Below are 19,501 nucleotides of genomic sequence, written 5' to 3' on the forward strand. Positions count from 1 at the left end.
AGAATACAAGGTCAACACCAGTTAAAAGTGGTTGATGAATTCCTCTCCACATGAATTGACCAACCACAATTCGGAACAATTCAATACAAGACCTAAATGTAACCGTTTACATTTTTATAAATCTTTCTGATAACTGGAACTCCTATTAGTCCGGAACTTAGAATTACCCATTTTAATTTCTTGGAACACAATTACTGCTATACAAAAAACGGCAAAAAGAGCCATAAGTAGAAACATCAGTATTACTTTGTTTGATTGTTCCCCTAGTTGATCTTTGTGCTGTTCTATAAAACCTTGAACAAGATCGTTTTTTACAAAAGAATTCGCCGTTACAAAGCGGTTTAATTCATGATCATAATAGAGCACTTTTGTATAATTCGTACGAAAGATCGTATCACTAGAAGCCGTGTAGGATACGACAATTGAGGTCATTTCTCGTTCACTCATCACTTTTTCTGATATTTTATCTTTAAATTCTTCTTCGAGCTGTGTTAATAATTCACTTTCTTGCTGCTGATATTCTAACCAGTCATCGTTGAGGTTTTGCCAAAATCTTTCTCCCGATAGTGTTAGGTTTTCTTCTATACTTTCAACTAAGATATCTTTTCTTAGTAATTTAATAGCATCACTTTTTTGCTTTTGCTCATTCACGTATTTTTCAACTTTTACTTCTTTCTCAACCTCCACAATAGTCGTGTGATAGTCGATGATTTTAATGCTGTTTTTTTTAACATTAGCTGACTCGTTCATTATTTTTTGCTTTACTTCCGGAAATAAATCGCTAGTTGTATCCAAAGCCAAAGACGGACTACTTATGAAAAACCAACAACAAGTGACGAGGAAAATAGAAATTATCTTTTTCATCCTAATACCTCCTTAAGATATGGTTTGACCAAAATCAAGCAGGACCTACCTTCAGTTCAATAAAGCAGTTATAAAAGTTAAAAAATGTAAGACTTCACCTCCTTATTCAAAGAGTAACATAATAATTTGAAATATTTTACATTTAAAATAAAAATTAACATTATATACACATTTACTACCTTCTTTAACATCGTTTTTCTGAGGATTTATTCATAAAAAATCCATAATAAAATGAAAAGGAATAAATGCCCAGTATTATAATAAAGAAGAACTAGTATTTTTTTGGGTACTAAATAACCTGAGAGGAAATTTAAGATGATGAGATCTATGAAACAAGTGTTTTTGGGGAAACTGACAGGTGTGCTACTTCTCTTTACCTTCATCCTTTTTCATTCGGCACATGCCGAAGCATCTTCTAACAAACTTCCAATAGAGGATGAATTGGATAATTACATTCAACAGACAGTAGATAAATTAGCCATTCCTGGAATGTCTGTTGCGATTTCGCACCAAGGTGAGTTGGTGTACAGCAAGGTCTTCGGTGACGACCTAAACGAGGAAACCCGGTTTTATATTGGCTCGACGACGAAGACATTTACTGCTCTGGCGGTGATGCAGCTTGTCGAACAAGGAATGATCAACCTCGATGAAAGTGTTTCTACGTACTTAGACGATTTCACCGTATCTGATCAAATCACTGTATGGCATCTCTTGCATCATATTAGTGGGATGACTGAATTTGAGTACATGTCTAACCTTTCACCTGAATCGCAGTTTAACGACTTAATTGAGGATATGAATAGCATATCGTTAACGTACGAGCCCGGGGAGCACTTTTCCTATTTTAATCCAAATTATAGTTTGCTAGGAGCGATTGTAGAAAGAGTGAGCGGCCAAAGCTATCCCGAATATATCAAGGAACATATTATTAATCCGCTTGGACTGGAACACACATCGGTAATCGGTGAAGTGGATACACCTGGTCACCTTTCCTTTTTTGGTTTTTCTAAGAAGCGAATGGAACCGCATCTTCAGTACGACCTTCCGGCTGGTTTTATAACGTCTACTTCAAAAGATTTAGTTCGCTTTCTCGAAGCGGTGCGCATGAAGGAGCCCGTCCTTGGCGTGTCTCCAGAAGGTATTGATCTGATGATGTCGAGTGGCAATTTCTATGGAATGGGCTTAATGATCGGTGAAATTGCCGGTCGTCCAGCTGTACACCATGGCGGTTCTTTGCCCGGGTATACGTCGAATGCGATCATGCTCCTTGAAGATGAATATAGCATTGCCTTCTTAATCAACAAAAACCATATGGTGAATGCGTTTTTGTTTTATCCGGATTTAACGAATGGAATGGTCTCGCTTTTAACAGAACAGGAACCTTCTTCTAGAGTTCAGTATCACTGGGCCTATCGTTTACTTATCGTCTTATTTGCTATGACTATCATTTACAACATCATTAAAATTTCAAGAATGATTACCCGTCCAAAACAAAAAACAGTTAGACAAAGACTAACTGCAGCATTGCTTAATATAGCGGTCCCTATTGCTGTCATCGTTTTAATTCCTCGGATAACTGGTATCCTGTTCCAGAGAGGAATGTCTTGGGAACTTGCCTTCTTATTAATGCCCGACCTGTTGATGTGGTTGTTTGTAGGATTGGCCATACATTTTATGATGTCCATCATTCACATGGGGTTTCTTGTAAAATACTATGTGAATTCTCGAGAAGCCATTGCAAAAAATTAACTGTTCCTATAACAAAAAAAGCAGCACTCTTGATGAAGTGCTGCTTTTTGTTTTGATATTATTTCTTAGCAACAATAATATGGTGGGTGCGGATAAGGCGGATATGGTGGATAGCCGAAACCAGGTGCTAATAATGCACCAGCAGCTAGGCCTGTTAAGAATGGAAAACCAAAACCAAGTACAGGGCCAAATCCCAAGCCCGGGCCAAAACCAAAGCCTGGACGCCCGATACCAAATCCGGGACCAAAACCAAAGCCTGGACGTCCGATACCAAATCCGGGACCAAAACCAAAGCCGGGACGCCCGATACCGAACCCAGGACCAAAACCAAAGCCTCCAACAAATCTTTGATCTGTTGGGTTAAACGTATTGTAACTTGAAGCATGAGTATTCACTTTCATCTCTCCCCATTTCGCTTTATAGACGTTTATATTAGAGCGTATGCTTTTGAGATAAAAGTTCTTGGGTATTCATCTTGCTTTTATAAAATATTTAGGATATATGCGGAATTTAACTCGGGTTTGCATAAATTATAACAATTTATTGTTATAAAATGAGGACTGGATGTTGGAAAAAATACGATTATGTATACTTGAGCGCCAACAGCGACGCTCAAGCTCTAATAACATTATTCGTCGTTCGCGAAGCAAGCTAAAAAACAAAATAAACCTACACAAACTATCTGGCAGTTGTCTGGTACGTCTCTTACTGGGATTTTTTTAATCTTTGGAAGTGGAAAAAATTTTAATTTAGGTATTTCATTTAAACAACAGCAACGTTCTTTCTTTTTTCTCTTATTTGACATCTTCCACTCACCTCCTTATTACAACATATTCATGAGGACAGACAAGCGTATAGTTGATAGTCAGGTAAATAAAGAAAAAGCGCTGCTCTAATTTTAAAAGAAAAAATAGAAATATACAGAAAAAAAGAGTTGAGGCTTCAACACCCAACTCTAGAGCCTCTTAATTTTAGTTCTTCGCCATCGCACGACCTGCTACACGGCCGGTGAAAAGACAACCGCCAACAAATGTCCCTTCTAAGGCGCGGTATCCATGTACACCGCCGCCACCGAATCCTGAAGCTTCTCCTGCTGCATACAGTCCTGGAATTTTTTCTCCCGCCTCATTGAGGACTTGCCCGGAAAGATCGGTTTGTAGTCCTCCAAGGGTTTTGCGGCTCAGAATGTTCAATCGTACGGCAATCAACGGGCCATTTTTCGGGTCTAGTATTTTATGTGGCGGTGCTACTCGGATCAGTTTATCACCGATATAGTTTCGTGCCCCGCGTAAAGCCGTCACTTGAAGATCCTTTGTAAATTTATTATCGATTTCATTATCTCTTGCTTTAATTTGATTATCAATATCTTCATAGTTTAGCAAGTTTTCCCCTGTCAGCTTATTCATCCCGTTTACAAGATCCTTCAAGTTATCGGCAATAATGAAGTCCTCCCCCTTGTCCATAAAAGCTTGAACAGGCCCTGATGGTCCAGGCAATGCCCTTCCTAGTACCTTCCGAATGCTTTTTCCTGTCAGATCGGGATTTTGTTCCGACCCCGACAGCGCAAATTCTTTTTCAATGATTTTTTGTGTCAGGATAAACCAGGAGTAATCATGTCCCGTTTTCTTAATCGCTTCAAGCGTAGCCATCGTATCAAAGCCAGGGAAGTTCGGTGCTTGAAAACGCTTACCATTGGCGTCAAGCCAAATGGATGATGGACCTGGTAAGATCCTTATGCCGTGGTTCGTCCAGATCGGGCTCCAATTTTTTATTCCTTCCGTGTAATGCCACATTCGGTCTCGGTTCACAATTCGCCCGCCGGCTTCTTCTGTGATACTGAGCATGCGTCCATCGACATAAGCTGGTACACCTGAAATCATTTGTTTCGGAGGTTCCCCTAATCGTTCTGGCCAGTTTTTACGAATAAGGTCATGATTAGCCCCAATTCCTCCACTAGACACTAGTACGGCCTGTCCTCGATACTCGAAGTTTCCAATGATGTCTCGATTACTATCTTCCCCTCTTGCAGCTGAACTTGGAGCAAGAACCGAGCCGCTAACGCCAACAATTGCACCGTCATCGGTTAGAAGTTGATCGACGCGGTGGCGAGGAAGGTATTCTACTAAACCATTTTTGATATGTTCACGAACTCTTTTCACAAACGGGGCGACAATTCCCGGCCCTGTTCCCCACACGATATGAAAGCGAGGGACCGAGTTACCGTGACCGTCAGCAAGACCTCCTCCTCTTTCGGCCCAACCGACTACAGGAAAAAAGCGAACCCCCATCTTATAAAGCCAAGCGCGTTTTTCGCCAGATGCAAAGTCAACGTACGCCTCGGCCCATTTCTTCCCCCAGTAGTCTTCATCATCCTCTCGATCAAAACCCGCTGCCCCAAGCCAGTCTTGCCAAGCTAATTCTTTCGAATCTTTTATCCCTAGCCTTCTTTGCTCAGGTGAATCGACTAAGAACAATCCGCCAAAAGACCAGTACGCTTGTCCACCCATCGATGCTTCAGGCTCCTGATCCAATAACAACACCTTCTTACCAGTATCGGCAATTTCTGCAGTCGCTACTAATCCCGCTAGACCAGCCCCGATCACAATCGCATCATACCCCATAAAAACAACCCCCATTCAGCTTCTAATCTCTAAAGCTAGCTTATGTAAAATATTTTAAGAAAATGAAATAATTTCTCTTTTATAGATTATATCTTTGAGAATTAAAGGCCGTCAATAAATAGACTGAATTTTTATATTATTAGAATAATAAATCAAGTAAAGTTTAATCAGGGGAATTCTGCACAGATTGTTGACTATACTAAATTCACGTGAGAATAGGTGTTTTTCTGGTCACCACTATTACAGTCTGTTTTTATAGGAATATACTGGTCGTCATCATTCACAAAAAATAAAGCTTTAAATATATTATTTATAACGAATGAATGGCTTAGGTTTTTAGGCTTAGGATATAGGCGTCCTCCCCCATATTACTTTTGCTTTATATAAAATAGTGATGAGGAGAAATTATCCGTATGTACTACCCGAATGACTTAAGTAACCATGCTATAAGAAAAGACCCAAACGAGCTACACGTCTGGGTCATGACCGACACACATTTTAAAACAGAAGTGGATGGAAAGCCAAAGGAACAAAACGCTGTGTTCAAAGATAAATATTTTTACAAAGCCCATAGTCATATGCGGCACTTTGTGGATCTGGTAAACGAAATCAATGCTTACCAACCGGAACTTGTCCTTCATCTTGGGGACATTGTCGATCGCTACCATTCTGATTTTAACCAGTTTAATGACCTGTGGAATGCGATTGATCCAAACATTAGAAAAGAACGGATATGCGGCAATCATGAATTTGGAGAGAACCGCAAAGATAAGGACCTATATCGACTATTTCCAGAAGTGCAAACGAGAAAAGAGATTGCTGGAAGTAAATTTAATCAAAGTTTTGTCGTCGATAATGGTGCGGTCAGGTTAAAAGTGATCATGGCAGAAACGGCGTACGATAAAAATGGAGAGCGTGCAACAGGCGGACCTGGTTATTTTAAGACTGAGGCCTTTGACTGGATCGATTTTGAATTAAATGAAAATCGAGATACTGATTTAGTATTATTAGCTACACACCATGGCCCTTGTCTTCATTTCACAGACGAACAAAAGCTAAAGTTAAAACAAGTCATCGATTCAAGTTGTTCGAGCGACCCTCATCTTGTTATCTATGATATTTCTGGACATAACCATCCGACGTCCGTTCAGTATCAGGATGATTTTTTCCCCAATATGCCGAGCTATCATTTGCCAGCTGGTGTTGGCTTTGTCGGAAAATATACAGTTCTCACGTTTAATACTCGTAAAGAAATGGACGTTGCGGAACGCATTTTGCATTATCCTTATGATTGGTGACTGATAACGCTCATTTATAAGAAAAAGAGAGCTGCATCGGTGTTTCTCGGTGATGAAGATAGCCCCTGCAATCGTTTTATTGTCGGTTTTCACGACTTTATTGTCCGTTTTTTTATTTTATTGTCCAAAATCGAAATTTATTGTCCGATTTCAATTTTTATTGTCCGATTCCTCACTTTTATTTGCCAAAATGTGAACACCACGCCTCACATGGACTTCACTCCAGTGATGGCGTGGTGTTGTTATACTAGTTCCCCAACAATTCGCGGGTTTTCTCTAAAATTTCTTCATCTTTCAAGCGGAATTTAAATTCAACACGGCGTGACTCTTGATTGCTGTAGTTTCCATCTGCATCGGTACGCCCTTCACTGAAGGATCTTCCGTTCACTGTTAGTTTATCTTTCAAGTGTTCTTGAATGTTTTTATACGGGAAATCTTCACTCAAAATATGCTCGGCTACACTAAACGCACGTTGCTGCGACAGTTCTAAATTGTACAAGTAACTACCGATTTTATCGGCGTGACCTTCAATAATAATTTCTGAAATGTAATCTTCATAACCCCTTTCTAGTAATACATCTAAATAAGCGGGAACGAACTCATCTAAAAATTGGAACGCCTCTGGTTTTAATTCAGTTGCATCAAACTCAAACAAAATGTCTGTATTAAAAATCAATGCACCCGTTTTCTCATCGATTTCAATATTTAACGTTGAGTCGCTGAATTCTTCATTTAAATCTTGGATTAAATTAACGCGAACGCCCATAATTTGATCGATCGTTCGTTTCATTTCTTGGATTTGAAATGATTTAATGACCATCATGATGATAAAAATGAGGATAAAACATAGTAAGATCGCCGTTAACAAGTCCGTAAATGACGGCCAAAAGTGCCCTTCCTCCTGCTCTCCGTTAAACAGCTTTTTATATTTATTAATCATTGCTTACAACCCTTACTCGCTCATTTTGCCTTATCGACTCTTGTGAGATCAGATGAAGCTGACGATTTAACTGTTGGAATTCTTGACCTAAATCATTCATCGTTTGCTGCATGGAGCGGGCACTTCTTACTTGATTTTCTTCGGTAATATCACCGATTTGCTTAAACTCTTTTTTAATTGCGTCATTCATTTGGACGACATAATCGCCAATGTTGCGGCTCACTTTATCTAATTTGTCTCCCAACGTTCCTTCTAGATTGGTAACGTATCGGTTCATCGTATCTTTTAGTGCGGTGACACTCGATTCAATTTGATTTTCTCTATGATTAAATGAGTCGCCCATTTGTGTAATCGTTCGATTGATTTCATTTAGTAATTGATAGTTTTGTTGGCCTGTTTGCTCATAGGAACGTGTCGCATCGCTCAAATGTTTTTCAAACGTATGCGCATTAGCCGACTGTGCTTTTAATTGATTAATAAATTCATGGTTGAATTGTTTCAGTTCATCAAATCGATACGATAAAAGATTACGATACTCTGTTTGCGCTTTGTTAATCGTGTCTAGTGAATCCGGTAAACGAACGATTGAATGGTTTAGTTTATTGAAGTCATTTTTCAGTTCATTTAAATACGTCGTGATAGAAGTGAGTTTCGAACTCACATCCTCACCGAAAATCCGCTCAAATTGCTGATTATTTTGCTGCATCATTTTTACTAGATTTTCACTCTGGGCGTTCATTCGGTCGAAAGATACATAGATTGCTTCCTGCCTTTCTGCGACAGAAGAGAAGTAATCTTTTAAATCAACGACCGAGTTTTGGAATTCGTTCATTGTTTCCATCTGAGATGTGGCGAGTTCATCAATTTTTTTATACGTTTCGGTAAACGCACTCGTCATTCGTTCATTGCGTTGGTCCATTTTATAAAAGTATTGAAAGAGTTGATCAAAGTTCTTATTGAGCTTCGTTACGCCTTTATCAAAACCGCTCGTTAGATCTCTCATACTATTAAAAATAACGACGAAATCTTTTAAGTTTTGTGTTAAGCCTTCATTAAATTTAGCCAAATCTTTCGCAGATTGCTGTAGACCGACTGTATATTCTTGAAAGCCCTGGAACGATTGAACGATGCTTTGCAATGATTCCTGATTCGTTTCTCGTAATTCGACAATGGAAGCATTAATCGTTTCAGACACATCAATAAGACGGGCCATACCATCTTGTTCGTTCTCTTCTAAATGGGACTCGGTCTTTAACATAATGTCAGTTAACATGAATTCCGTATTTGCTACTCTAGTAACAACCGTCATGATGAGGGATAATCCCATACCGACAATACTCGTGTAGAACGCCACATCAATACCAGCAAGGACGAGCGCGACATTCTCCACTAGCTGATCCCCTGTTGCATTAATGCTTCCAAGCGACATCGCAAGTCCGATAAACGTTCCTAGTACACCGACTAAAATAAAAACCGACACCGTCATTTGGATCATTTTAATGAGACTAACGACAGGTACATTAAACACACGCCAACTAGAGAACTTATTTTGAACAAACGTTTCTACTTTAACTGCATCTTGATTTTTACTCGCTTCATATTCTTCTTTCATTGTATTTAACGGCGCAATATCCAACGAATTCGTATCATTGATATGGTTTCGAATTCTCCTCAATTTGCTAAACAACGTAAAATGAAGCACAATCGCTGCGACAAATGTCAGAAATAACACCATGAAAATAAGCTCAATCATTGGATTGGCTAAAACCGCTTGGGCTTGCTGCTCACTCGTAAAAAACGTCAAAATAGCTTCAACCATGATAAATCCCCCTATTTGAAAAACTAAGATGTTGTCTCGCCCTAAAACGTTCGTTCACTTTAACGATGGAATGATCCGTGAGATGGATGACTGGTCACTAATCGATGACTTTCCATAGGCCGAGCCCCAATTGGAGTACTTGTCACCCTTGTTAATAGCTATTCAGAACTTGGCCAAATCATGCATACAAGCCGGGGGAAGTTTTACGCTATGGTTACTGCTTTTTTCGATTTGATATAGCGGGAGAATTTAGTTGAACCTAAATTAATCAATGGCAGGTGTCTTTTACTTTTTGTCTAGATGTTGAGGCTAATGATGGGTTGAAATTCTAAATTTAAATGATGAAGACACACTTTGGACAATAAAAATTAAAATCGGACAATATATTTTTAAATCAGACAATAAATTTTCAAATCAGACAATAAATTCTCAAATCAGACAATAAATTCTCTAAAACGGACAATAAGTCTTCTCGTTTCTTCGGTAAATATTCATTTCCCACTTTAGAACCCCTCATGAACTACTCCTGATCTGGAAAACATATACTAAACACCTTAATGAAGGGGTAAAACACATGACACTAGACGCATTTATAATGGGATTTTCCTTTATTTTAATACATTTACTCGCAAATGAAGTAATTCCATCGGACCGGATTAAACGGTTAAAATGGTTTTCCTTTTCTGGTGGATTAGCTGTATCGTATGTATTTGTATACGTACTGCCGACTCTCCACAAGGAGCAGATTATCGTTAAAGAATACAGGGATTATTTTACGATGGAGTCTGAGCTTTACTTTATTGGATTAATTGGGGTGTTAATTTTTTACGGCATTCAGAAAGTCGTTCGAAAGGCGCAGCTAAATGACAAAACCCATAAAGCGAGAACTCTCTTTTGGTTACAGATCATCTTTTTCGGCATTTATAATATGTTAGTCGCCTATACGATCATTTCTCACGATGTGTTAGGAATTCAGGCTGTCTTCTATGGACTAGCAGTTGGTCTGCATTTTGTTGCGGTTGCTCATGATTTGTGGAGAGAGTATGCCGATATTTATAATCATGTTGGGCGTTACGTCCTTGCAACCGGGATTCTAGCAGGATGGTTGTTGGGGGTGACAATCGATTTATCACCGCTCATCGAATCGATAATTTTTGCGTTTATATCGGGGGCGATGATATTGAACGTGCTTAAATATGAATTGCCGCCGGATGATGAAGCTCATTATCTGACATTTACAATTGGAGTCGTTTCTTACACCGCAGTCACGATGTCTTTAAAGTTTTTCTTTCAGTGGTGATTAACCTCTCATTGGCTATATACAAAGAAGGTATAGAGAAATACGTCCTCTATACCTTAATATCTAACATCTATCATTCATCCTCAATCACTAACATGTTGGAAGCATCGAACTCCCAGAACTCCCCGTACGCCACTTCCCAATAGTAGCCGTCTAAGTCGGTAAAATAGCCACCATAACCGCCCCAATCCGTTTGTTGCGGCTGTTTGACAATGACGGCACCCGCTAGTTCGGCTTGATTTAAGATATCATCTACTTCTTGCATTGATTTAGCATTATAAGCTAACGTAATGCCTGGAAATCCCGTACCGATTTGCGGTGGTTGTCCTGGATTAATATCTTTAGCCAGTTCTTCTAGTGGATATAGGGCAATTCTAGTTCCTTCGTTTTTAAAAAAGATAATATCAGGATTAGATTCAGGTCCTCTAATCGACGTATCAAACCCTAACTTTTTAAAGAATTCATGGCTCTTCACAAGATCTATTGTTCCAAGTGTGATAATGTTTAATCTGTTCATCTTTCGTCCTCCATTCATCATATAAAATCACTACCCCTCTTAATCTCAGTTTACTTGACTTTGTTACATAGTTTCAAAGAATTTATACAATTTTCACTAAATACTGATAGAGTTGGAATGTATAAAAGGATACAATCTAAAGGATAAAATATAACTAATACAACACAAAACAGCACATTTTAGTATCATATAAATGTGCTGTTTTTTAGTTTGGCATATAACAAATTTAATCTTGTTGGTGTTTGTGCTTAAATTCGGTTTTCAAAATAACGTGGTCCACGATCCATTTAATGAAAGCTGCCTTTGCGATATAGATAGGTAAGGAATAAATATAGCGCCAGTTCTCAATACGATAAATACCGAGCCAAACCGTAAGAGGTTCAAAAAAGAATGAAAAAAGCAGGGCCATGATCGTATTAGCAATAATGAATCCTTTCCATTTAGGGAAATATTGATATAAGAACATATGTGCCACAATAATAATTCCTTGGTCAATCGGGATTAACCGAGGTAACAAATTAATCAACTGATACGGATATGACCAAAGATTTCCTTCGACCCCTATATCATCTAACAAGATGACGAGTAACATAAGTAACGTTCCAAATAATAAAATCGAACTTATACGTTTCTTATCAACGTACCTCCACCAAATGAACCAAGGCACAATAAACACAATAACAAGAAGCCACCATTGGAGAGTGAACAAATTATGAGAAAGCCAATATTCGTATCTCAACTCGACAAGCTGCTTGTGTAATTTCTCTAATTCATCAAAATAAGCTGGATAATTTCCTGACATGATATCTACCTTTTTTCTCCAATTTAAATTCATTTTCTATAGGTTTTTCCATTGCTGTTGTTTTATGCATGGAGAAATGCAGTCTGATTCTATAATGAAGCTCCACTATACAAAAAAGCGATAGCTTCTTGCCACCGCTTCTCTCTTATTGATTTTTTATCATTTGTACAATGGCTTCGACAACCAAGTCATGCTGAACTTCCCGTGAAATGTTACTCTTTCCATCACCTCTTTGTAGACCGTAATAACCAAAATTAGAATGATTGCCGCCCTCAATTTCAAGAAATACTGTGTCTGTTGGCAAGATATCCTTCGTTTCAATATATTTTTCATAATTCAGTATTTGATCGTTTGTTGCATGAACAGAAAGAACTTTTAAAGGCTTTTCAGCTAAGACACTGCTAGCACTTGGGTAAGAACCTAAAAAGAAGATTCCGTCTATGTTATTAACGTTATTCGCTGTATAAATGGAGGCACTCGCACCTCCAAGAGAGTGTCCACCAATAAACCACTTTTGTCCATTCTCATACGTTTGTCTGATATTCTCAAAGGCACCAGTATTAGTTATAGCTAAATTTAAGAACATTTGAGGCATAAAGACACGTATGCCTTCTTGAGCTAAAGACTGCCCTAAAACGGCATATGCCTCAGTCTTTACTAATCCTCCTTGATAAAAAACAACGTTTGCGATAGGCGGTTCTTCTGGGTTAAAAATAATCGTATTATTTTCCACGACGACATTCGGCCGTTTCATTGATTCTAGAGCTTTTTCCATGGGGTTATATGTATTGAGATTAATAAAAATAGCAGTAATTATAGTAAGTGATATAACTGCTATCGTCCCCCATAACAAAACACGCTTTACTATTAGTTTCATTGTTTCTCATCCTTCTTTACTCGAAAGAAATTAGAAGCGAGGATACCTGCAGCACCGGCTAAAAGGAAAGTATTTCTTAACAGGTCGTTCGTTCCATCGACCAAGGAAAACACTCCAATTAGAAAGATAAAGTACCCGCTATATCCAATTATTTTCCCAACTTTTGTTCTTTTTTTAAACAAGAAATCACCTCACGAATATTTATACTGCTTCACGTACTCATCACTATATATAAATACGGCCAACGAGCTTAAAGGTTTCATTTTGAGTTTATGTATTATATTCATCAATCAAAATAAAAGAAACAATACATTTAGCATGTAATAAACACATCCGTGGATTTCTATTAATTATTTCAAAAGTGTACAGATTTCACCGTCCTATTTTCTTTAATAACTGGTTATTTTTATCGTAGATTTCAATTTCCATATACTCCCCGTCGATTCCTTTTAGCTTACTTGGTACAATGACGCCTCTGCTTTTTACTTCCTCGGTTACTTTTCTGCCCGATTGAAATAAAATGTCTACTCGTTCAGCGGCTTCAAACAGTTCGTCATCATTAATAATGAGACTAACAAAGTTCAAATCAATTACACCGTTAAGAACTGAAACGGGCACTGACTTAGCATTGTTATTACTTCCTAGATAGCTATGTTCCACTTCTCCTGATTCGGTAGAATGCAATACATAATAAGCGTTACTCAAATCTGTTTGAACTAACACGACGGTTGAAAATTCACCTACGTCTCTGATCGTTAATGGTTCTATTTTATGGATTTGCAAAAATTCTTGAACCTGCTCATTTGTTGGTGTGTAATATTGCGGTGAAGTGGAACAGGCTGTTAGTAATAGCGTTAATGGTAATAAAAATAAATATGGGATGATCTGTTTATGGTACATAGTGCCCCCTTATTGAAATGTATATTAATCAGCTATAAATTAATATCTACTCTAACAACCTGTTTTTCTGATATTTTGTTACGTTAAAATTGTAATTTATTTTAATAAATGATCTTTTGTTGGTAATAAAAAAACGATGCTCCTCTAATAGAAGCATCGCTGTATATTTCACCTATCTTACTACTTTCATGTATGCCTAACTAAAGCTTCCATATTTACTTCTCTTGCAAAGCATTAGTAGTTACAGACCCTATTGAAGTGTCCACTGCCTTCTCAACCCGCACAGGAACTCCGTTAAGCACGGCGTTTCCTGAAACGGTGTCAATGACTTGTTCGTCTGTTAAAATATTTACGTTACTTCCGGCATTCTGCTCAGCTACGTGAAGACGTATCCCAGGGAGATTATGGCCCCATCCGTGTGGTAGGCTAACGATTCCTGGCATCACATCTTCGGTAATTTGGACAGGCACTTCGATTTGACCTGTGCGGGATTGCACTAGTGCTTGATCTCCAGCTTGAAGCTTGATCCGTTTGGCATCAACTGGATGAAGCCAAAGTTTACAACGATCTTCTCCTTTTACTAGCACGGGAAGATTATGCATCCAGGAATTATTGCTCCGCAGATCTCTTCGTCCTACAAGAAGAAAGTGATCAGAATGGGAGTTCATCGTTTCTTTCAGACGGTCGACATCAGCAATTAATACTGATGGAGCTAACTCAATTTTGCCTGAAGGGGTTTGTAGACTATCTTTTATTCTTGGTTGAAGCGCTCCTAAGTCCATGCCATGGGGATGATCCTTAAGTACAGCTAGAGTTAATCCATCAGGGTTCTTACCAAAGTGGTCTCCATATGGACCAACCCTTAAATAAAAATCTAGTAACCGCTCAGGTCCTCTTCTTTCATTCAATAAGCCCATTACTTCTACTACATTTTTTTCATAAATAGGAGAATTTTCGTTCTTGGCCTCATGTTTGATGATTTCCTTTATCATAACGTCATCTACTGTTTGCGTTATATCTCCTTTGATTTCCTGATCGCTGATAGCGGCAGTTAAATGTAGGAGCGTTTCCCACTCGTCTTTGTGTTCTTTTGGCAGGTCAAAAACGGCAGGAGAATAATGAGCAATATTTCGAATGGCTAGACTATAGAAAGTAATATCATAGTGTGAGCGCTCAAGCGGTGAAGGTGCTGGTAAAATCACATCGGCATGCCGCGTCGTTTCATTTAAATAACAGTCCAAACTAACCATAAACTCTACTTTTTCCAAGGCTTTGTTTAATCTTTCACTATTAGGCGCTGAAAGAGCGGGATTTCCGGCCATTGATATAAAGGCTTTGATCTGACCTGGACCCGAACTTTCTATTTCTTCAGCCAAACTAGACGTTGGAAGTTCTCCTAGTACCTCGGGTAAATTTCTAACAGCGGATTGAAAGCGATTATAACGCGGCTTACGGGCTTTTTTCGTTTGAGTTCGCCTCGTTGCCGGATTCGTGAACATCACGCCACCCTCACTGTCCAAGTGCCCAGTGAGCACATTGATGACATCAATCAGCCAGCTATTCATTGTACCAAACTGCTGGGTACAGGTTCCCATTCTTCCATAGACAACAGCCTTAGGAGTTGTTGCTAATTCACGAGCGATACTGCGAATCGTTTCAGCTGGTATTCCGCATTTAGGACCTACGAGCTCTGGAGCGAAATCTCTCGACACCTTCTCAATGTCCTCCACCCCATGAACAGAATCCGTTAGATGACCTAAATTCACCAAATTCTCAGCAAAAAAGGTATGGACCATTCCGAATAAAAATAATGCATCTGTCCCAGGACGAATAAAATGATGTTCATCGGCTTGTTTCGCTGTTACCGTACGAACAGGATCGATAACAATAAATTTACCACCGCGTTCTTGAAGTGACTTTAGACGCCCTCTCATATTCGGTGCTGTCATTAAACTGCCATTAGAAGCCAACGGATTTGCACCTATCATGACTAAATAATCGGTACGGTCAATATCAGGAATAGACAGATTACTATCACTTCCAAACATGAATTCCGATGAAAGCTGTTTAGGAATTTGATCTAGTGTACTCGCGGAAAAGATGTTTTTAGTTCCTAAAGAGCGTAGGAACATCGGCATATATAACATCAACCCTAAATTATGAACAATCGGGTTTCCCAGATAAACTCCGACGGCATGTTTTCCATCATTCTCGATAATCGGACGAAGCTTCATTCTGATTTCTGAGAAAGCCTCTTCCCAAGAGGCCTCCTGCCAATTCTCTCCTCTACGAATCAGCGGTTTTGTTAGTCGATCCGGGTCAGAGTGTAATTCTTTTAAACTATAACCTTTAGGGCATAAATAACCACGGCTAAAAGGGTCTAATTTATCTCCTTTAATATGGACGACTTCCTGACCTTTTGTATGAATTTCCAAGCCACATGTCGCTTCACATAAAGGACACGTCCGATAGTTAACAGTTATAGACTGGTCCACCTTACTCGTTTCACTTTTCAAAACGATCACATCCCCTCATTGGTTTAGGGTTACGGATTTAGAACAAGTTTTCCAATTGTTTTACGTCCTTCAATTAATTCATGAGCCTTATCTGCTTGCTCTAATGGCAGTGCTTCACCGACAATTAATTTCAATTGTCCTTCGCTGATATACGTTAGTAATTCTTTTAAACTATCTTTATACAGTTTGGTATCATTTAGAATATGAACTAACCAAAATCCGACGACACTCACATTTCGTTGCATAAGAATCGCTGGATCAAATTGTGTGACCTGTCCCCCAGCGCGTCCATAGATAACGAGACGACCATTGATCGCCAGGCACTTCAGGCTGTTTTTGAAAATTTCTCCTCCTACCATTTCGAGGACCACATCGACACCCTTCCCGTCTGTTACAGAACGTACTTGCTTATGCCAGCCTTCTTCTGTGTAATTGATGACAGTGTCAGCACCTAATGAAGTAGCGAGTTCTAGTTTTTCCGTGCTGCTTGCTGTAGCGATAACGTGACTTGCCCCCATGATTTTCGCCAACTGTACAGCTAATGTACCTACTCCACCAGCGGCAGCATGAACGAGTACAGTTTCATTTTTTTTCATTTGCCCTGATGTTTTTAAAATATGGTACGCGGACAGTCCTTGACCTAGGATGGCAGCGGCTTGGTTGAAATCTACTTGATCTGGTATTTGGACGAGTTGAGATACGTGAAGGGAAATGTATTCTGCATAACCTCCATTGGCAGTTAATGCAACGACACGATCCCCTACTTTAAAGTCAGTGACATCAGGAGCCACTTCGGTAATGACACCGGAAACTTCCCCTCCTGGTATGTATGGAAGTGGAGTTTTTTCTAAGTATTGTCCGTAGCGTCTGGCTGTATCAGCAAAATTGACCCCTGCTGCCTTTACTTGGACAAGAACGTGTCCTTGTTTTACTTGGGGAGTTGGAACGTCTACTACTTTTAACACATCGGGTTTTCCGTACTCATGAAATTGAATTGCCTTCATCATTTCATCTCCTTGTTTGTTGTTGAGTTCGATTTTTAAATACTAGATTATGAATTTAATAGTTCGCAAATTACAGTTATGGTGCTTGCTGGTAAAATAAATCCTTCCTACATATAAAGCGCATACAAAGGCGGTTAAGAAGGAACATACTAACCGGTTGGTATATTTGGTATTATAGTAGAAAATCTCAGATTATTCAATTAAAATCAAACAGGACGTTACATTTTTTTCCTTAACGTCCTGAAACCAAGTCCTATTTTCAATCCAAATCCATTGGTCTAAGCAGTTATATTCTTCTCCGCCTCCACCCTTTTCCTAACGCGATCTGCTTTCTTTTGCTGTTGTAAAAATAAAAAGACACCGAGTAAAACGATAACCCCGCCTACAATCTGAAACAGTAAGACCTGTTCTCCTAAGAGGATAACTGCCAAAAGAGTTGCCCCTACTGGTTCACCTAAGATACTCATGGAAATCGTGGTGGTGTTTACGTATTTTAATAGGAAGTTAAATATGACATGAGCGATCGTTGGTACGATGGCTAATAAAACAAAAATCCCCCATTCTCGTGCGTCGTATCCAACCATCGGTATACTGAATACAAGATTAAATATCGTTAAGGCAACACCAGCAAATAAAAATACACAAAAGCTATATATCCAATGAGAGATATTCTTCACCTTACTTTGACCGACTAGCAAATAAGCGACTACAGCGATCACACTAAGGAATGATAACAAATTTCCGATCATAGCAGCTGAGCTACCATATCCAAAGTCACCCCATCCGACCATAATGACTCCTACAACTGAAATCCCTATTGGTAATATGATCAATTTGCTTGCTTTTTCTTTAAAAAATAAAAAACCCCCTATCAATGCAACGATCGGTTGTAAAGATAAGATAATCGTTGAACTAGCTACCGTTGTCAGCTTTAAAGAACCGAACCACAAAGCAAAATGTAAGCCTAAAAAGACTCCAGCCACCGTTAAAAACAACCAATCTTTACTAGATAGTTTGAAAAATTGCTCTCTTTTCACCCATACGATCGGGAATAAAAGAAGGCAGGCTAAATACATTCGATACATGCTTAAGATCGTCGCAGGTGCGTCGGACCATTTGACGAATATAGCTGCAAAAGATACAGCAATAATTGAAATAGTTAATAGTAAGCCAACAGGCATTTGAATGGTTCCTCCTGATTTCTGTCTCATCCTCTCCTGCCTTTAGCTTATCAAGGTGTAGACAATTTTCTTTACTCTCGTTGCTTTTTATGACCAAGTCGCTATCTTCCTCCAGGGATCTGATCAAATCTATGTTAAGATATACGTTAGTAATTTTTATCCAGCTAATAAGTCAAATTATATCAAAAAAATGGTTTTATAGGTTACTATAATATTGAGAACATACGCTTAAGGAGTGAGTCTGATGTTAGATTTATTTTTGTATAATTGGCAAGTAAGAGATGATTGGTTTAAATGGTGTGAAGCTCTTTCAGAAGAAGAGTTACGAAAAGAGCGAATTGGCGGGGTCGGAAGTATTTTAAAGAACCTATATCACGTCATTGATTGTGAACGATTATGGGTTCATCACATGCAAAATAAACCTGTTATCTCAACTGACTTTAGTTCCATCTCTCGTCTTGATGAGGTCATGGCCTATGCGAAGGAAACAAGGGCGAATACTGAAGATTTTCTAAAGCACTGGACAAGTGAAGATGAGGAAAAACGGTTGGAATTGACAAATAAAAAGGGCGTCTCCTATTCGTTTACGTACAAAAAAGTTCTTCTTCATATCATCACACATGAAGTTCACCATATCGGTCAACTCTCGATTTGGTCAAGAGAACTAGATATGAAACCCATTTCTACTGATTTGATTTTTCGAGATTTTATGTAGGAGAAGATGCATTTCATGAAATGAACGATGGGGTTCGTATATTTAATAACTTTTGAATAAAAGAGTCCGATAGATTGGGTGTTTGGAAAGCTGATGATTTTTTACGGACTGAGAGGCCCTTATCTCGTTAAAATCTATGAGATTTTCAATTTCGCGGACTGAGAGGCCGTTATTTAAAGGATTTTATGAGCAAACAGCTGTTTTTTTAGACAATAAGAGCCTGTGAGTCCGCTAAACCTCTGAAACCACTGATTTTATCACAAATAAGGGCCTGTGAGTCCCCTTCTGCATTTCCCAACCCAACTCTATCAAGGCTGGCTTGAATTTTTGTTCTTCTTTTTCCAAATTAAAGCAGCCGTAAGAAGTACAACACCTATTATAGCTATAATAAGGTGGCT

General features: G+C 38.8%; 17 protein-coding genes. 4 read left to right on the forward strand and 13 right to left on the reverse strand.

The genetic code is table 11. The features are described 5' to 3' along the window. Window positions 1-114: 114 nt before the first annotated feature. A complete protein-coding gene (locus N7Z68_RS17270; protein ID WP_275119726.1) occupies window positions 115-864 on the reverse strand; it encodes a hypothetical protein in 750 nt (249 codons plus the stop codon). A 315-nt stretch (window positions 865-1,179) separates the two neighbouring features. Here N7Z68_RS17270 and N7Z68_RS17275 point away from each other — a divergent pair, with 315 nt between their 5' ends. Then, window positions 1,180-2,613 carry a serine hydrolase domain-containing protein gene (locus N7Z68_RS17275; RefSeq protein WP_275119727.1) on the forward strand — a complete coding sequence of 478 codons (1,434 nt, stop codon included), beginning with the start codon at window positions 1,180-1,182 and terminating at the stop codon, window positions 2,611-2,613. A gap of 65 nt (window positions 2,614-2,678) precedes the next feature. On the opposite strand, the gene N7Z68_RS17280 is transcribed toward N7Z68_RS17275, so the two are convergent. Next, the gene (locus N7Z68_RS17280; RefSeq protein WP_373323177.1) at window positions 2,679-3,008 is read right to left on the reverse strand and encodes a hypothetical protein; all 330 of its coding nucleotides are present in this window, start codon (window positions 3,006-3,008) and stop codon (window positions 2,679-2,681) included. A gap of 576 nt (window positions 3,009-3,584) precedes the next feature. Further along, window positions 3,585-5,234, reverse strand: a complete 1,650-nt coding sequence (locus N7Z68_RS17285; RefSeq protein WP_275119728.1) for an FAD-binding dehydrogenase — start codon at window positions 5,232-5,234, stop codon at window positions 3,585-3,587. A 413-nt stretch (window positions 5,235-5,647) separates the two neighbouring features. Here N7Z68_RS17285 and N7Z68_RS17290 point away from each other — a divergent pair, with 413 nt between their 5' ends. Continuing rightward, window positions 5,648-6,532, forward strand: a complete 885-nt coding sequence (locus N7Z68_RS17290) for a metallophosphoesterase family protein (protein ID WP_275119729.1) — start codon at window positions 5,648-5,650, stop codon at window positions 6,530-6,532. A gap of 247 nt (window positions 6,533-6,779) precedes the next feature. Here N7Z68_RS17290 and N7Z68_RS17295 read toward each other — a convergent pair whose 3' ends face one another. Both N7Z68_RS17295 and N7Z68_RS17300 read right to left on the reverse strand, forming a co-directional pair. Next, entirely contained in the window at window positions 6,780-7,472 is a 693-nt protein-coding gene (locus N7Z68_RS17295) for an OmpA family protein (protein ID WP_275119730.1), read from the reverse strand. Beyond that, entirely contained in the window at window positions 7,465-9,291 is a 1,827-nt protein-coding gene (locus N7Z68_RS17300; protein WP_275119731.1) for a MotA/TolQ/ExbB proton channel family protein, read from the reverse strand. The genes N7Z68_RS17295 and N7Z68_RS17300 overlap by 8 nt, the downstream gene beginning before the upstream one ends. Window positions 9,292-9,865: 574 nt before the next feature. On the opposite strand from N7Z68_RS17300, the gene N7Z68_RS17305 reads away from it, so the two are divergent. Then, a complete protein-coding gene (locus tag N7Z68_RS17305) occupies window positions 9,866-10,591 on the forward strand; it encodes a DUF3270 family protein (protein WP_275119732.1) in 726 nt (241 codons plus the stop codon). 73 nt (window positions 10,592-10,664) lie between these two features. On the opposite strand, the gene N7Z68_RS17310 is transcribed toward N7Z68_RS17305, so the two are convergent. The 8 genes from N7Z68_RS17310 to N7Z68_RS17345 form a co-directional block, all read right to left on the reverse strand. Further along, entirely contained in the window at window positions 10,665-11,108 is a 444-nt protein-coding gene (locus tag N7Z68_RS17310; RefSeq protein ID WP_275119733.1) for a VOC family protein, read from the reverse strand. Window positions 11,109-11,334: 226 nt separating this feature from the next. Next, window positions 11,335-11,910: a CBO0543 family protein gene (locus tag N7Z68_RS17315; RefSeq protein ID WP_275119734.1), complete on the reverse strand. Its 576-nt coding sequence runs from the start codon at window positions 11,908-11,910 to the stop codon at window positions 11,335-11,337. Between the two features lie 145 nt (window positions 11,911-12,055). After that, a complete protein-coding gene (locus N7Z68_RS17320; protein ID WP_275119735.1) occupies window positions 12,056-12,787 on the reverse strand; it encodes an alpha/beta hydrolase in 732 nt (243 codons plus the stop codon). Beyond that, entirely contained in the window at window positions 12,784-12,969 is a 186-nt protein-coding gene (locus tag N7Z68_RS17325; protein WP_275119736.1) for a hypothetical protein, read from the reverse strand. Before N7Z68_RS17325 ends, N7Z68_RS17320 begins: the two co-directional genes overlap by 4 nt. 190 nt (window positions 12,970-13,159) lie before the next feature. Then, window positions 13,160-13,687 (reverse strand): hypothetical protein, encoded by a 528-nt coding sequence (locus N7Z68_RS17330; RefSeq protein WP_275119737.1) that lies wholly within the window; start codon window positions 13,685-13,687, stop codon window positions 13,160-13,162. Window positions 13,688-13,902: 215 nt separating this feature from the next. Then, on the reverse strand, window positions 13,903-16,203 hold the full coding sequence (locus N7Z68_RS17335; RefSeq protein ID WP_275119738.1) for a molybdopterin-dependent oxidoreductase: 2,301 nt from the start codon (window positions 16,201-16,203) through the stop codon (window positions 13,903-13,905). A gap of 29 nt (window positions 16,204-16,232) precedes the next feature. After that, window positions 16,233-17,207, reverse strand: coding sequence for a quinone oxidoreductase family protein (locus tag N7Z68_RS17340; protein WP_275119785.1), 975 nt, complete (start codon window positions 17,205-17,207; stop codon window positions 16,233-16,235). A gap of 278 nt (window positions 17,208-17,485) precedes the next feature. After that, window positions 17,486-18,418, reverse strand: coding sequence for a DMT family transporter (locus N7Z68_RS17345; protein WP_275119739.1), 933 nt, complete (start codon window positions 18,416-18,418; stop codon window positions 17,486-17,488). A 214-nt stretch (window positions 18,419-18,632) separates the two neighbouring features. Here N7Z68_RS17345 and N7Z68_RS17350 point away from each other — a divergent pair, with 214 nt between their 5' ends. Next, window positions 18,633-19,103, forward strand: a complete 471-nt coding sequence (locus N7Z68_RS17350; protein WP_275119740.1) for a DinB family protein — start codon at window positions 18,633-18,635, stop codon at window positions 19,101-19,103. The last annotated feature ends 398 nt before the right edge of the window (window positions 19,104-19,501 follow it).

This window comes from Alkalihalobacterium chitinilyticum (assembly GCF_029028005.1).
Taxonomy (GTDB): Bacteria; Bacillota; Bacilli; order Bacillales; family Bacillaceae_F; genus Alkalihalobacterium; species Alkalihalobacterium chitinilyticum.